Genomic DNA, 13,009 nt, shown 5'->3' with positions numbered 1-13,009 from the left:
CACACAATATCGAACTTGTCACGCTCTGACGCAGAGAGGCTCATTCGATGTACCTGCCCCCGCAATTCGACGGCTCGGACCCGGCGCTGGCCCACGCGCTAATGCGCGAGCACCCCCTGGCCAGCCTGATCTCGAACGACGATGACGGTCTGCCCTATGTCACCCATCTGCCTTTGCATTTGGCAGCCGAGGACGGGGCAGGGGGCCCGGCGCTGCTGCTGGGACACTGTGCCCGGGCCAACCCGCACTGGCGCTACCTGCAACAGCGCCCGCGTGCGGTGCTGACCTTCATGGGGCCGCAGGCCTATCTATCGCCGGCGGTCTACCCCGATCTGGCGCGAGTGCCCACCTGGAACTACCTGGCGGTGCATGCGACCGTGCAGGCCCGGCTGCTCGACGAGGCCGAGGCCAAAGACGCCTTGCTCAAGCAGTTGATCGCCGATCACGAGCCGGGCTACGCTGCGCAGTGGCACGGGCTGGACGCCGATTGGCGCCAAGGCATGCTGCGCGGCATCGTGGCATTCGAGCTCCGTGTCGAGTCGCTGCAGTGCAAGCTCAAACTCAACCAGCACCGGCCCGAATCCCACGCCGCCATGTACGAGGCCTACCGCAGCGCCGACAACGACGCTGCGCGTGGCCTGGCTCAATGGATGCAACGTCTGGGCCTGGTCCCTCAGGAGAATCTGTGATGCGTGGTGGAATCGGTTTGATCGGATTGGTGCTGGCCCTGGTCATCACGGGCCTGCTGGTGAAGCGGCAACTGGGCAACGCCGTGGCGCCACCGCCCCTGGTCAGGCCCGCGTTACCGGCGGCGGCCAGCGGTTCTGCCGGTACGCCGCCTGCGGCGGTGCCCCTGAACCAACTGCCCCAGCAGACCAAGGAGGCGGTTGACGCCCTGATGCAAAAGCCGCGGCCCATGCCCGACGAGAATTGAGCACACCATGTTGACGGCTTCTGATACCCCGCTACCGGACCCGCAATCCGCGATGGACCACGCCTTCATGCAATTGGCCTTGGCCGAAGCCCGACTGGCGGCGGCCGCGGGTGAGGTCCCGGTGGGCGCGGTGGTGGTCAAGGCGGGGCGTGTGATTGGTCGTGGCCACAACCAGACCATTGCGCGGCACGACCCCAGTGCCCATGCCGAGATCGTGGCGCTGCGCGAGGCCGGTGCGGCCCTGGGCAATTACCGTCTCGACGGCTGCAGCCTGTACGTCACGCTGGAGCCCTGTGCCATGTGCAGCGGGGCCCTGCTGCAGGCCCGTCTGGCCCGCGTGGTCTTTGGTGCTGCCGAGCCCAAGACCGGGGCGGCGGGTTCGGTCCTCAATCTGTTCGGGCAAGCCCAGCTCAACCATCAGACCACGGTGCAGGGTGGCGTGGCCGAGCACGATTGCAGCCTGGCCCTGCAGCATTTTTTTCAGGCCCGGCGAGCGACCCAGCGTGAGCAGGCCAGAGCGGCCCACCCGCTGCGTGACGACGCGGTGCGCGCACCCGACAATGCCTTTGCCGCGCTGCCCGGCTACCCTTGGGCGCCCCGGTACCTGAGCGATCTGCCGGCCCTGGCCGGATTGCGGCTGCATTACCTGGACGAGGGGCCTGTCGACGCGCCCATCACCTGGCTGTGTCTGCATGGCAACCCGGGCTGGAGTTACCTGTACCGTCACATGCTGCCGGTGTGGCTGGCCGCCGGGCACCGGGTGGTGGCCCCCGACATGCCGGGCTTCGGCCGCAGCGACAAGCCCAAGAAGCCGGCTGCTCACCAATTCGACTGGCATCGCCAGGTGCTGCTCGAATTGGTGCAGCGCCTGGATCTGCAACGCGTGGTGCTGGTGGTGCAGGACTGGGGCGGCATTCTGGGCCTGACCCTGCCCATGGCCGAGCCCTCGCGCTACCAGGGCCTGCTGGCCATGAACACCCTGCTCGCCACCGGTGAGGAGCCCTTGTCCCCAGGCTTTCTGGCTTGGCGCGAGATGTGCCGCAGCAAGCCCTTGTTCGACGTGGGGCGCCTGATGGCACGGGCTGTGCCCGCGCTCAGCACCGAGGAGTGCGCGGCCTACAACGCGCCGTTTCCCGATCGAGGGCATCGCGCTGCGCTGCAGGCCTTCCCACCCATGGTGCCCGAGCACCCCGGGTCGGCTGGGGCCGCGCTGTCGCGCCAGGCCCGGGATTTCTGGCAGCAAGAGTGGGCCGGTCGCAGCCTGCTGGTGGTGGGGGCAGCCGACCCCGTGCTGGGCCTGCCGGTGATGCAGCGCCTGCGTGAGCAGATACGGGCATGCCCCGAGCCCTGGGTATTGCCAGAGGCCGGGCATTTTGTTCAGGAGCACGGTGAGCCGATTGCCCGCCGGGCTGTGGAATACTTCAAGCCATGAACCGCGGTGGCTGCAGGCCCCGCACAACCAAGGAGCCGCGGCCCCCAGGCCGGCGGACAAGCACTTTGTCAGACTTCGACGATCACGACCACGCGGCCTGTGGGCACGACCACGGCCCCAAGCACATCTACATCTATTCGCCTTCGAGCGCGGTGCGCGACAAGGCAGCCTTTCGCCGTGGGGTGGCCCGGTTGCGGGCCATGGGCCATGAAGTGGAGATCGACCCCGATGCCCTGGCGAGCCACACCCGTTTTGCGGGTGATGACGACACCCGTCTTGCCGCCATTGGCCGGGCGGCCGCCAGCGGTGCCGACATCGCGCTGATCTCGCGTGGCGGCTATGGCCTCACACGGCTGCTGCCCCAACTGCCCTACAAGGCGATTGCCAAAGCCGTTGAGCGCGGCACCGAATTTGTCGGCATCAGCGATTTCACCGCTTTCCAGAATGCCGTGTTGGCCAAGACGGGCGCCATCACCTGGGCCGGCCCAGCCTTGGGGGCCGACCTGGGCACCGAAGAAGAGCCCGACGACATCATGTTGGCCTGCCTGGACGACCTGCTCAGCGGCCATGGCGAGGGGGCCGGCTGGGAGTTGCCACGCCCCCGCAAAGGCACGGCCGCCGCGGCCACCGCGCCGGTGCAAAAGCCCTTCACGGTCAAGCAGGGCACCCTGTGGGGCGGCAACCTGGCGGTGCTGTCCAGCCTGATCGGCACCCCCTACCTGCCTGACATCAAGGGCGGGGTGCTGTTTTTCGAAGACATCGGCGAACACCCCTACCGTCTGGAGCGCTTGCTCACCCAGTGGCTGCATGCCGGGCTGCTGGCCCGCCAGAAGGCCATCGTGCTGGGCCAGTTCAACGAGTACAAATTAACGCCCCATGACAAGGGTTTCAAGCTCGACTCAGTGGTGCAGTGGCTGCGCAGCCAGCTGAAGGTGCCGGTGCTGACCGGCCTGCCGCATGGTCATGTGGCCACCAAGGTCTTGCTGCCGGTGGGCGCGCCCGTGTCGCTGTCGGTGGACGAGCGCGATGCCCTGCTGTTTTGGGGCCACCTGCGCTGAAATTTACGCTGAAATTTGCGCTGAAATTTCGCTGAAGTATCGGCCTGTGCCGTCATCGAGTGAGGACTCCTTGGACAACGAAGCTTATTTTTACGAACCGGCCCAGGGCCACGGCCTGCCGCATGACCCGTTCAACGCGATCGTGGGGCCGCGCCCCATCGGCTGGATCTCGACTTGCTCGGCTGACGGCGCCTTGAACCTGGCACCGTACAGCTTTTTCAATGCCTTCAATTACGTGCCGCCCATCGTGGGGTTCGCCAGCATTGGGTACAAGGACACGGTACGCAACATCGAGCAGACCGGGGAGTTTGTCTGGAACCTCGTGAACCGGCCACTGGTCGAGCCCATGAACCAGAGCTGCGCCGCCGTGCCGCCTGAGGTCAGCGAGTTCGAACTGACAGGGCTGACGCCCAAGGCCTCGCGTCTGGTGAAGCCGCCACGGGTGGGCGAAAGCCCGGTCAACTTCGAATGCCGCCTGACCCAGTTGCTCCAACTCCAGACCGCGGCCCACCAAACCGTGCCAACCTGGCTGGTGCTGGGTGAGGTGGTGGCGGTGCACATCGAGCGCAGCCTGTTGCGCGACGGCATCTTTGACACGGCCGCTGCCGGCCCCGTGCTGCGTGGGGGTGGTCCGGCCGATTACTTCAGCGTCGGGCCTGAGCAGCTGTTCAAGCTGTACCGACCGCGGTGAGCGTGGACCCGGACGACGAAACCCGCAACCCAGCCCCCGCCGGCGCGGGCCCGGTGGTGCGCGAAGACGAGGTGGAGTTCAGCGCCATCCGTGCCCAGGGTGCGGGCGGCCAGAACGTGAACAAGGTGTCCAGCGCGGTGCACCTGCGCTACAGCATTCCCGATGCTTCCCTGCCCGACGATCTGAAAGAACGGCTGTTGGGGCTGCGTGACCACCGCATCACCGCCGAGGGTGTGGTGGTGATCAAGGCCCAGACCCAGCGCAGCCAGGAGCAAAACCGGCTGGAGGCCTTGCAGCGTTTGCAGGCGCTGATCGATTCAGTGGCCATCCCTCCCAAGACACGGCGAGCGACCAAGCCCACCCGTGGTTCACGCCTTCGGCGACTGCAGGACAAGAGTCAGCGCGGGCAGGTCAAGCAACAACGCAGCCGGCCGCGCGATCTGGGCAACGCTTGAGTTTGTTGTGCGCTGGCCGCAACACGGGAGATGAAAACGGCAATTTGCAATCGACCTGGGTAGCGGTTGCCGGTTTGGATTTATCATCCGCGCAAGGGAGAAAATATGAAACAAATTGTTCAACCCTTGCGATCCAGCCAAGCCCAACGCCAGTGGCAGATTGCACGCATCCTGATCGTGTTGGGCCTGGCCGCAGCCTGGGGTCATCTGGCGGGTCACTCCATGGGGCTCAGCAGCCAGGGCACCTCGGCACTCACCCCGATCAGCATCCTGGCCCTGGTGGCTGGTTTTGCGCTGGCGGCCTTGACCCGCCAGGAACAGAAGGTCTGCCTTGCCCAGCAGGGCTGGTTTATGGCACAGCAAGCCGCGATGGAGCGCCCGGCCAAGGCGGTCAATGTGACGCGACGTTTGCAGCTCATCCAGGGCAAGCTGCCTGTGGACACCGCTCGTTGACACGCTGACAATGGCCCGGCCGTCCTGGGCGGCGTGACGGCAAGATGGGCATCTTGTTGGTTCGTGCGGCGCAACTGGGACACAATCCAGGGCTTGACGACGCATTTTTCGCGCGCATTGCCCATGATCCCCATCAAGACCGAATCCGCCTGGCGCGGAACCTCCGACTGCAGCGCCTGCGCCGTGCGTGACATGGCTTTGTTCGCCGAGCTGGATGACCGCGACTTCGCTCAGATCCACGCCCCGATAGACGACCTCGAATACAAGGCCGGTGAATCCATGTACTCGGAGGGACAGGCTGCACAGGGGGTTTTCACCCTGCGCAAGGGGCTGCTGAAGCTGGTTCGCCTGACCTCTGACGGGCGTCAGCGCATCGTGCGCGTGGTGCGGCCCGGCGATGTGGCGGGCCTGGAGGCCTTGGTGACACGCCGTTACGACAGCGAAGCCGTTGCGCTCTCGGATGTGCTTGTGTGCCGGATACCGCTGACGGTCTTGCAAGGTCTGGCAGCCCAGAGCCCGCGCCTGCATGGTGCACTGATGGCCAAATGGCAAGGGGCCCTGAAGGCCGCGGATGACTGGCTGGCCGAGCTCAATTTCGGGTCGGCACGGCAACGGGTCAGCCATTTGGTGCGCAAGATGCAGACCCGTGAGCAGCCCGACGAGGTGCTGCTGTTCCGGCGTGAGGACATGGGCGCCATGCTGGATCTGAAGCTGGAAACGGTCAGCCGTGAGGTCAGCGCCCTGGTCCGCGACGGGATTCTTGAGCCCATGGACCGGCTGGGGCGGCGCTACCGCCTGCTTGACAACGCCGGCCTGCTGGCTCTTCAGCAGGGCGACTGAACAGCGCCCTTGGCTTGGGTCAGTCCTGTGCAGGGGGCTTGACGATCAGCACCGGCACCGGAGAGGCCTGCAGCAGATCATGGGACACCGATCCCTCCAGCGCCGTGCGCAGCAGGCTCTTGCCGTGGCCGCCCATCACCACCATCGCGCAGCGTTTGAGCTCGATCAGATCGAGCAGGGCCGGGACCGGATCCCCGGTCACCACCTCGGTGTGGTGGGGCACCCCTGCGGCATGCAGCAAGGCCTGTGCCTTTTCCAGGGCATGGCTGCCCGCTGCGGTGCTGATCTGCTCGATCACCTCGGGGTTGGGCGCCTTCACCAGTTCATACAAGGTCGCCGGGGATTGCACATTGGCCAGCAGCAGATGCGCCTGCAGGCCGTCATGGGCCAGGCGGATGGCAAAGCGGACGGCGTCCAGAGACAAATCGGTTCCGTCGATGGGCACGAGGATGTGCATGAGGATTCCTTTCAACAACCGGTTGCCACGGTGTGGCAACCCTGTGAAATCAATATACCTCTGGCAGCCATCTCCTGGATGTCCAAGACCCTGTGGGCAGGATGTGGCGGCGGCTCCTCTTGACGCAGGTCAGGACTTGCCCGGCCCTGCGTGGGCTCAGTGCAGGGGCTTGGCGTCAGGGCGTGTGCGGTAGAAGGTCAGGGGCTCGGCTTTGGCCTGGTTCAGCACCGATCGCTTGATTTTGCCCACCACGTGCATCTCGCAGGGCTTGCAGTCAAAGCGCAGCGTGAGCTTCTCCTTGCCATTGATCAGCGTGAGGGGCTCGGCCCGGACCGTGCCCTGCACGCCGGTCACACCCTTGGCCTGCTTGGGGCACAGGCTCATCGAGAATCGCACACAGTGCTTGGTGATCATCAGCGACACCTCGCCTTCTTCCTCGTGGCTTTCATAGGCCGCGGCGATCACCTTCACGCCGTGGCGTGCATAAAAGGCGCGGGCCTTGTCGTTGAAGACGTTGGCCAGGTAGGTGAGGGTGTCTTCGGGGTAATTCACTGGCGGCTGCACGGCCTGCCCGCGCTCTGGGCGCTGATAGGCGGCCGCGCGGGCGGTCTCCAGGGCCGCGATGGCGTCCCGGCGCAGCGGGTTGAGCACCGAGGCGGGCACAAACCAGGGCTGGCTCAAGGCCACGCTCACATCAATGGGTTCGAACACCGTCGCGCCGAACTTGCTCAGGTGCTCGCGCAGGCTGGCCTCGTTGCGCTGGGCATCGCGGGCGGGCTCATGCGGGTGCTGCAGCCGTGCATGGCCCTGGTGACCCTCTTCATCGGTCAGCTGCAGTTCAAACCCATCCGGCGTGTCCTGCAGCGCAGCCCACACCCCGATGCGGCGCTCGCTCGACTTCTTCTCCAGCAGGCGCACCCAGTCCATGTCGCGGTTGCGGTTGATCTCGGTCCCGCGGCGCAGGTCCTTGAAACCCTCCATCGGGTCTTTGGGGAAGACGCGCCACTGCCCCACCTTGCCGGCTGCCGCCGGCTCGGCCCGATTGATCGCTACGCCGACCAGCTCTTTTTGCAGGTCGTAATAGCAGAGGCCATCACCGTTGTGCAGCACCGTGGCGGGGCTGCTGGTTTCGAGTTCGATCCAGTTGGGGCCCACCTGGGTCACCCAGCCGATGGCCTGGCCGGGGTTCTTGGGCGTGTCAAAGGCACCGATGTCCTCCTTGCGGCCGTTCACAAAGTAGTCGGTGAACTCGCGGTTGAAGTTCTGGTCGGGGTCCGGGGTGAAGGTGAAGCGGGTGCGGCCGCTGGAGGCCCGCGCCAGCGGCGGGCGGGCGGGATCGTAGGAGCCTTCACGCGATTCGATCACCTCGTCGATCAGGCGTCGGTAGTGGGCCGTGATGTTTTTCACATAGGCCATGTCCTTGTAACGGCCTTCGATCTTGAAACTGCGCACGCCGGCATCGATCAGGGCTTCCAGGTTGTCGGACTGGTTGTTGTCTTTCATCGAAAGCACGTGCTTGTCGTGCGCCACGAAGCGGCCCTGGCTGTCGGTCACCTGGTAGGGCAGGCGGCAGGCCTGCGAGCAGTCGCCCCGGTTGGCACTGCGGCCGGTGTGGGCGTGGCTGATGTAGCACTGGCCGCTGTAGGCCACGCACAGGGCACCGTGCACGAAAAACTCCAACTGGCAGCGCGTGGGGTCCAGGCCTTGATGGATGTCGCGGATCTGCTCCAGCGTCAGCTCACGTGCCAACACGATCTGCGAAAAGCCCACGTCTTGCATGAAGCGGGCCTTCTCCACGCTGCGGATGTCGGTCTGGGTGCTGGCGTGCAGCTGGATCGGGGGCAGATCGATCTCCAGCAGGCCCATGTCCTGCACGATCAGCACATCGGCGCCGGCGTTGTAGACATCCCAGGCCATCTGGCGTGCGGGCTCCAGCTCGTCGTCGCGCAAGATGGTGTTGAGGGTGATGAAGATGCGACTGCCAAAACGGTGGGCATGGCGGCACAGTCGTTCGATGTCGCGGATGTCGTTGCCGGCCGAGGCCCGGGCACCGAAACCGGGGCCGCCGATGTAGACGGCGTCGGCGCCATGGTTGATGGCTTCGATGCCGATCTCGGCATCGCGTGCCGGGGCTAGAAGCTCGATTTGGTGGTTGAGCAAAGACATGGGTGGGCTCACCGGCAGTGACCGGTCGGCTGGACAGGAGGAGGGCGGATTTTAGCGGCCCCGCCCACGATGCGGCGATCAGCCGGATGCATCGGCCCCTCTACACTCAGGGCATGACCCGGAATTCAGCCCGTTTTGACGCCATCGACGCCCTGCGGGCGCTGGCCATGTTGTGGATGACGGCCTACCACTTCTGCTTCGATCTCAACCACCTCGGGTGGCTGCACCAGAACTTTTTCCAGGACCCGTTCTGGACGGTTCAGCGCACCCTGATTGTCAGCCTGTTCCTGCTGTGTGCCGGACTGGGGCAATCGGTGGCCCTGGCCCAGGGCCAGGGCTGGCCGCGCTTCTGGCGGCGCTGGGCCCAGGTGGCGGCCTGTGCACTGGCCGTCAGCGCGGGCTCGTACCTGATGTTTCCCAACAGCTTCATCTATTTCGGCGTGCTGCACGGCCTGGCGGTGATGCTGATCCTGGCCCGCCTGAGCGCCGCCTGGGGGCGCTGGCTGTGGCTTGCCGGCGCCGCGGCACTGGGGGCCGCGTGGGCGGCACCGATGCTGCACCAGGTCTGGCCGGCCTTGTCGGTGTTGGATGGCCGGGCCTTGAACTGGCTGGGCCTGATCGGCCACAAACCGGTGACCGAGGACTATGTGCCCGTGCTGCCCTGGCTGGGCGTGATGTGGTGGGGGCTGGCTGCTGGCCAATGGCTGATGCGCTCGCAGCCGGCCTGGCTGACCCGGCCAATGCCGCTCTGGGGCCGGTGGCTGGGCCCCCTGGGCCGCATCAGCCTGAGCTGGTACATGCTGCACCAACCCGTGCTGTTGGGCGCACTGATGGCCTGGCGCTGGGCCTTCGCCCAAGGCTGATGGGGTTTCAGACAACAAAAAAGCGGCCTGAGCCGCTTTTTTGATGGAACCGGCAAGGTGGGGTCTTATTCGACCTTGGCCTTGGCGCGCAGGTCTTCCTGGAACTTGGCCAGGCGTTGCTGCTGCAGTTGCTGGGCAATCTGCGGCTTGACTTCGTCGATCTTGGGCAGTTGAGCCTGGCGCACGTCGTCCAGACGGATCACGTGCCAGCCGAACTGGCTTTGCACCGGGGCGTCGGTGGTCTGGCCCTTGTTGAGCTTGATCAGGGCTTCGGTGAATTCCTTCACATAGCTGCCGGGGTTGGCCCAGTCCAGATCGCCGCCCTTGGCGCCCGAACCTGGGTCCTTGGATTGCTTCTTGGCGATGTCTTCGAACTTCGCACCCTTCTTCAGGCGGGCGATGATGTCCTTGGCTTCGCTTTCCTTCTCGACCAGGATGTGGCGGGCCTTGTATTCCTTGCCACCGTTGGCGGCGGCAAACTTGTCGTACTCAGCCTTGATTTCCTCGTCGGTGACCGGGTTCTTCTTCTGGAAGTCGGCGAACAGTTCGCGGATCAGGATGGTCTGGCGGGCCAGTTCGAGTTGGGTCTTGAAGTCTTCGGTGGCGTCCAGACCCAGCTTCTGGGCTTCCTGCATGAAGATCTCACGGGCGATCACTTCGTCCTTGATCTGGCCTTCCAGCTCAGGGGTGACCGGGCGGCCGGAGCGGGCCACTTGCTGGGCCAGCGCTTCGGCGCGGGCCTTGGGCACTGCCTTGCCATTCACGATGGCAATGTTTTGCGCCGAGGCCGGCAGGGCCAGCGTGACGGCAATGGCAGCAGCAGCAATGCTGCCCAGAGACAGTTTCTTCATCCTTGTTCCTCAGAAAATCCGGAGATGTTGGGGCCTTGGGGCCTGATGGATAGACAAGCCTGGTGGGCGTTAAAGCAAATAAGGCGGTTAAAGCACTTCGATGGCGAGGGCATGCAGGCCCTGGTCCATGAAATCTCGCAGCGAATCATACACAAGCCGATGCTGGGCTACGCGTGAACGGCCCGTAAACAAGGGCGAGGCGATGCGCACCCTGAAATGGGTGCCCGAACCACTGCCGTTGGCGCCCGCATGGCCGGCATGGGCTGCGCTTTCGTCCAGTACTTCCAGGGTGTGGGTCTGCAAGGCCACGCGCAGCGTGTCGGCAATGGCCTGGGCGGTGACAGCCTGCTGCGTCATGAGGGATCCTTGGCGTCGTCGGTCTTCATGTAGCGCGACAGCACCAGGGCCTGCGCGATGACAAATACAAACATCAGGCCCATGCCGCCGAACAGCTTGAAATTGACCCAGGTATCGGTGTCAAAGTGGTAGGCCACCCACAGGTTCAGGCAGCCCATCACGGCAAAAAAGCCCACCCAGCTCCATTGCGTCAGACGCCAGGCGTCTTCGGGCAACTCCATTTGGGTCCCCATCAGGCTTTTGAGCAGGTTCTTCTTGAAGACCAGCTGCCCGATCAGCAGAGCTGATCCCATCAGCCAGTAAAGGACCGTGGGCTTCCATTTGATGAAGGTGTCGTTGTGCGAGATCAGCGTGGCGCCTCCAAACAGCACGATCACCCCCAGGCTGATCCATTGCATGGGCTCGACCTTGCCGGTCTTGTAGCGCAGGTAGCCGATCTGCAGAATGGTCGCCACGATGGCGATGGCGGTGGCCGCGTAGATGCCGGCGAACTTGAACGCTGCGAAAAACAGCAGGATCGGGAAAAAGTCGAGAAGCAGCTTCATGCTTTGGGTTCGAAGTTGAGCGAGGCCGAGTTCATGCAATACCTCAGGCCGGTCGGGGCCGGGCCGTCTTCAAAGACATGGCCCAGGTGAGCCCCGCATTGTGCACAAACTGTTTCGGTGCGGACCATGCCATGGCTGCGGTCCACGATTTCGCGGATGGCGCCGGGCAGCGCGGCCTGCCAGAAACTGGGCCAACCGCAGCCCGCATCGAACTTGGTGTCGGCGTCGAACAGCTTCTGGCCGCAGCACATGCAGTGGTAGGTGCCAGGGGCCCAGTGGCTTTCGTATTTGCCCGTGAAGGGTCGTTCGGTGGCAGCCTGGCGAGTGATCTGGAAGGCGCCGGGCTCGGCACCCTTGGCGGCCAGCTCGGCCTGCCATTCGGCATCGGTCTTGTGGATAGAGGTCATGATGAACAGCTGATGGAGATGGAAGACGCCCAATCGGGCGGGAAGTCGGCATAGGCCTCGTGACCTGGGTGCTCGTCAAAGGGGCGCTCCAGCAGTTGCAGGAGGGTGTGCACCTCGGACATGTCACCGGCCTGGGCCTTGTCAATCGCTTGCTGGCCCAGGTGGTTGCGCAGCACAAATTTGGGGTTGCTGCGCAGCATCCGGGCGGCATCCGGCGTGCCGCCGTCGGCCTGGGCCCGGCTCAGGTAACCTGGCAGCCAGTCGTCAAAGGCCCTTCGGTCCATGAACAGATCGCGCACGGGGCCGTAATCGGCGTTGCCGGCCGCCAAGCTCAGGCGGCGCCAGAAGATCGTGAAATCGACACGCTGCTGGGCCAGCAGGCGCAGCGTGCCGTCGATTCGTTCGCCGTCGCCCGGCTGGGGCTCGCACCAGCCCAGCTTGTCGCGCAGGCGAGCCTCGAAACTGGCAGGGAACACCGTTTTGTACGACTCAAGGGCGGCCAGGGCATCGTCTTGCTCGCCGATCAGCGGCAGCAGTGCCTGGGCCAGGCAATACAGGTTCCAGTAGGCGATGTTGGGTTGACGCTGGTGAGCGTAACGGCCCTGGCTGTCACTGTGGTTGCAGATGTGGTCCGGGTCGAAGGTGTCCAGGAACTGGAATGGGCCGTAGTCAATCGTCAGCCCCAGGATGCTCATGTTGTCGGTGTTCATCACCCCGTGGCAGAAACCCACTGACTGCCATTGGGCCATCAGGCGGGCTGTGCGCTCGCTCACCTGTTCCAGCAGGGCGGCGTAAGGCTTGCCGGGCCAGCGGGGGTGTTCGCGGCACTCAGGCATGAATTGGTCGATCACGTGGTCCGCCAGTTGACGCAGTGCAGGCAGTTCATCGCGGGCCGCAAAGTGCTCGAAATGCCCGAAGCGGACGAAGCTGGGCGCCGTGCGGGCCACCACGGCGGCGGTTTCGATGGTCTCGCGCCGCACCGGCGCCGGCGAGCCCGTCACACTGAGCGCACGGGAGCTGGGGATGCCCAGGCCGTGCATGGCCTCGCTGCACAAAAATTCACGGATGCTGGAGCGCAGCACGGCACGACCGTCACCCATGCGGGAGTAGGGGGTTCGGCCGCTGCCTTTGAGCTGCAGTTCATCGCCCGAGGGCGTCTGGCCCAGCAAGATGGCACGCCCGTCCCCCAATTGCCCGGCCCAGACGCCGAACTGGTGGCCGCTGTAGACGCTGGCCAGCGGCCGCATGCCATGGAGCAATTGGTTGCCGGTGAGCACCTGCAGGGCTTCGTCGGATTCGAGCCAGTCCGGATTCAAGCCCAGGCTGCGGGCCGCGGCCTCGCTGCGGCCCACCCACACCGGTGCGGGCAGGGGGCTGGGGTTCAACAGGGTATAGAAGGTGGGGCCCAGGGCACAGAAGCGGCTGGACCAGTCGTGGGTGGCGTCCGAGGCGGCGGGCACAGAGGCAAGATCGGTCATCCGTGCATTGTCCTGCAGGGGC

16 protein-coding genes are annotated in these 13,009 nt (G+C 65.0%); 9 read left to right on the top strand and 7 right to left on the bottom strand.

Annotated elements, in window-relative coordinates; translation table 11 throughout:
* The first annotated feature begins 47 nt into the window (after positions 1 to 47).
* From AC3WUT_RS02935 to AC3WUT_RS02900, 8 genes are all read left to right on the top strand, one after another.
* A complete protein-coding gene (locus AC3WUT_RS02935) occupies positions 48 to 689 on the top strand; it encodes an FMN-binding negative transcriptional regulator (RefSeq protein WP_492345557.1) in 642 nt (213 codons plus the stop codon).
* Positions 689 to 934, top strand: a complete 246-nt coding sequence (locus tag AC3WUT_RS02930; protein WP_492345556.1) for a hypothetical protein — start codon at positions 689 to 691, stop codon at positions 932 to 934. Before AC3WUT_RS02935 ends, AC3WUT_RS02930 begins: the two co-directional genes overlap by 1 nt.
* Positions 935 to 941: 7 nt before the next feature.
* Positions 942 to 2,366, top strand: a complete 1,425-nt coding sequence (tadA, locus tag AC3WUT_RS02925) for a tRNA adenosine(34) deaminase TadA (RefSeq protein WP_492345555.1) — start codon at positions 942 to 944, stop codon at positions 2,364 to 2,366.
* 65 nt (positions 2,367 to 2,431) lie between these two features.
* Positions 2,432 to 3,424, top strand: a complete 993-nt coding sequence (locus tag AC3WUT_RS02920; RefSeq protein WP_492345554.1) for an LD-carboxypeptidase — start codon at positions 2,432 to 2,434, stop codon at positions 3,422 to 3,424.
* A gap of 70 nt (positions 3,425 to 3,494) precedes the next feature.
* A complete protein-coding gene (locus AC3WUT_RS02915; RefSeq protein WP_492345553.1) occupies positions 3,495 to 4,115 on the top strand; it encodes a flavin reductase family protein in 621 nt (206 codons plus the stop codon).
* Positions 4,116 to 4,117: 2 nt separating this feature from the next.
* A complete protein-coding gene (arfB, locus tag AC3WUT_RS02910) occupies positions 4,118 to 4,570 on the top strand; it encodes an alternative ribosome rescue aminoacyl-tRNA hydrolase ArfB (protein WP_492345552.1) in 453 nt (150 codons plus the stop codon).
* 105 nt (positions 4,571 to 4,675) lie between these two features.
* Positions 4,676 to 5,023 carry a hypothetical protein gene (locus tag AC3WUT_RS02905; RefSeq protein ID WP_492345551.1) on the top strand — a complete coding sequence of 116 codons (348 nt, stop codon included), beginning with the start codon at positions 4,676 to 4,678 and terminating at the stop codon, positions 5,021 to 5,023.
* Between the two features lie 123 nt (positions 5,024 to 5,146).
* Positions 5,147 to 5,863 (top strand): Crp/Fnr family transcriptional regulator, encoded by a 717-nt coding sequence (locus tag AC3WUT_RS02900; RefSeq protein ID WP_492345550.1) that lies wholly within the window; start codon positions 5,147 to 5,149, stop codon positions 5,861 to 5,863.
* A gap of 19 nt (positions 5,864 to 5,882) precedes the next feature.
* Here the strand turns inward: AC3WUT_RS02900 and AC3WUT_RS02895 are convergent, their stop codons facing one another.
* Positions 5,883 to 6,320, bottom strand: a complete 438-nt coding sequence (locus AC3WUT_RS02895; RefSeq protein WP_492345549.1) for a universal stress protein — start codon at positions 6,318 to 6,320, stop codon at positions 5,883 to 5,885.
* A 156-nt stretch (positions 6,321 to 6,476) separates the two neighbouring features.
* On the bottom strand, positions 6,477 to 8,486 hold the full coding sequence (locus tag AC3WUT_RS02890; RefSeq protein WP_492345548.1) for a peptidase U32 family protein: 2,010 nt from the start codon (positions 8,484 to 8,486) through the stop codon (positions 6,477 to 6,479).
* 113 nt (positions 8,487 to 8,599) lie between these two features.
* Between AC3WUT_RS02890 and AC3WUT_RS02885 the strand changes: the two genes are divergently transcribed.
* Positions 8,600 to 9,349, top strand: a complete 750-nt coding sequence (locus AC3WUT_RS02885; protein WP_492345547.1) for a heparan-alpha-glucosaminide N-acetyltransferase — start codon at positions 8,600 to 8,602, stop codon at positions 9,347 to 9,349.
* A gap of 65 nt (positions 9,350 to 9,414) precedes the next feature.
* Here the strand turns inward: AC3WUT_RS02885 and AC3WUT_RS02880 are convergent, their stop codons facing one another.
* The 5 genes from AC3WUT_RS02880 to AC3WUT_RS02860 form a co-directional block, all read right to left on the bottom strand.
* Positions 9,415 to 10,200, bottom strand: a complete 786-nt coding sequence (locus AC3WUT_RS02880) for a peptidylprolyl isomerase (RefSeq protein WP_492345546.1) — start codon at positions 10,198 to 10,200, stop codon at positions 9,415 to 9,417.
* An 87-nt stretch (positions 10,201 to 10,287) separates the two neighbouring features.
* The gene (locus AC3WUT_RS02875; RefSeq protein WP_492345545.1) at positions 10,288 to 10,557 is read right to left on the bottom strand and encodes a BolA family protein; all 270 of its coding nucleotides are present in this window, start codon (positions 10,555 to 10,557) and stop codon (positions 10,288 to 10,290) included.
* The gene (locus AC3WUT_RS02870; protein ID WP_492345544.1) at positions 10,554 to 11,102 is read right to left on the bottom strand and encodes a septation protein A; all 549 of its coding nucleotides are present in this window, start codon (positions 11,100 to 11,102) and stop codon (positions 10,554 to 10,556) included. Before AC3WUT_RS02870 ends, AC3WUT_RS02875 begins: the two co-directional genes overlap by 4 nt.
* Positions 11,099 to 11,509, bottom strand: coding sequence for a peptide-methionine (R)-S-oxide reductase MsrB (msrB, locus tag AC3WUT_RS02865; RefSeq protein ID WP_492345543.1), 411 nt, complete (start codon positions 11,507 to 11,509; stop codon positions 11,099 to 11,101). Before msrB ends, AC3WUT_RS02870 begins: the two co-directional genes overlap by 4 nt.
* On the bottom strand, positions 11,506 to 12,987 hold the full coding sequence (locus tag AC3WUT_RS02860) for a protein adenylyltransferase SelO (RefSeq protein WP_492345542.1): 1,482 nt from the start codon (positions 12,985 to 12,987) through the stop codon (positions 11,506 to 11,508). Before AC3WUT_RS02860 ends, msrB begins: the two co-directional genes overlap by 4 nt.
* Between the last annotated feature and the right edge of the window lie 22 nt (positions 12,988 to 13,009).

The organism is Curvibacter sp. EU05-FHT14A10 (assembly GCF_058791075.1).
Note: the sequence above shows the minus strand (reverse complement) of the source record. Positions and strands in the feature narration are given on the sequence as shown.

Bases quoted from the DNA above. Each gene is read 5' to 3' on its own strand.
- AC3WUT_RS02930 (WP_492345556.1), top strand. From the start codon at position 689: ATGCGTGGTGGAATCGGTTTGATCGGATTGGTGCTGGCCCTGGTCATC.
- AC3WUT_RS02875 (WP_492345545.1), bottom strand. From the start codon at position 10,557: ATGACGCAGCAGGCTGTCACCGCCCAGGCCATTGCCGACACGCTGCGC.
- AC3WUT_RS02905 (WP_492345551.1), top strand. From the start codon at position 4,676: ATGAAACAAATTGTTCAACCCTTGCGATCCAGCCAAGCCCAACGCCAG.
- AC3WUT_RS02895 (WP_492345549.1), bottom strand. From the start codon at position 6,320: ATGCACATCCTCGTGCCCATCGACGGAACCGATTTGTCTCTGGACGCC.
- tadA (WP_492345555.1), top strand. From the start codon at position 942: ATGTTGACGGCTTCTGATACCCCGCTACCGGACCCGCAATCCGCGATG.
- AC3WUT_RS02935 (WP_492345557.1), top strand. From the start codon at position 48: ATGTACCTGCCCCCGCAATTCGACGGCTCGGACCCGGCGCTGGCCCAC.
- AC3WUT_RS02880 (WP_492345546.1), bottom strand. From the start codon at position 10,200: ATGAAGAAACTGTCTCTGGGCAGCATTGCTGCTGCTGCCATTGCCGTC.
- AC3WUT_RS02885 (WP_492345547.1), top strand. From the start codon at position 8,600: ATGACCCGGAATTCAGCCCGTTTTGACGCCATCGACGCCCTGCGGGCG.
- AC3WUT_RS02900 (WP_492345550.1), top strand. From the start codon at position 5,147: ATGATCCCCATCAAGACCGAATCCGCCTGGCGCGGAACCTCCGACTGC.
- AC3WUT_RS02890 (WP_492345548.1), bottom strand. From the start codon at position 8,486: ATGTCTTTGCTCAACCACCAAATCGAGCTTCTAGCCCCGGCACGCGAT.
- AC3WUT_RS02870 (WP_492345544.1), bottom strand. From the start codon at position 11,102: ATGAAGCTGCTTCTCGACTTTTTCCCGATCCTGCTGTTTTTCGCAGCG.
- msrB (WP_492345543.1), bottom strand. From the start codon at position 11,509: ATGACCTCTATCCACAAGACCGATGCCGAATGGCAGGCCGAGCTGGCC.
- AC3WUT_RS02860 (WP_492345542.1), bottom strand. From the start codon at position 12,987: ATGACCGATCTTGCCTCTGTGCCCGCCGCCTCGGACGCCACCCACGAC.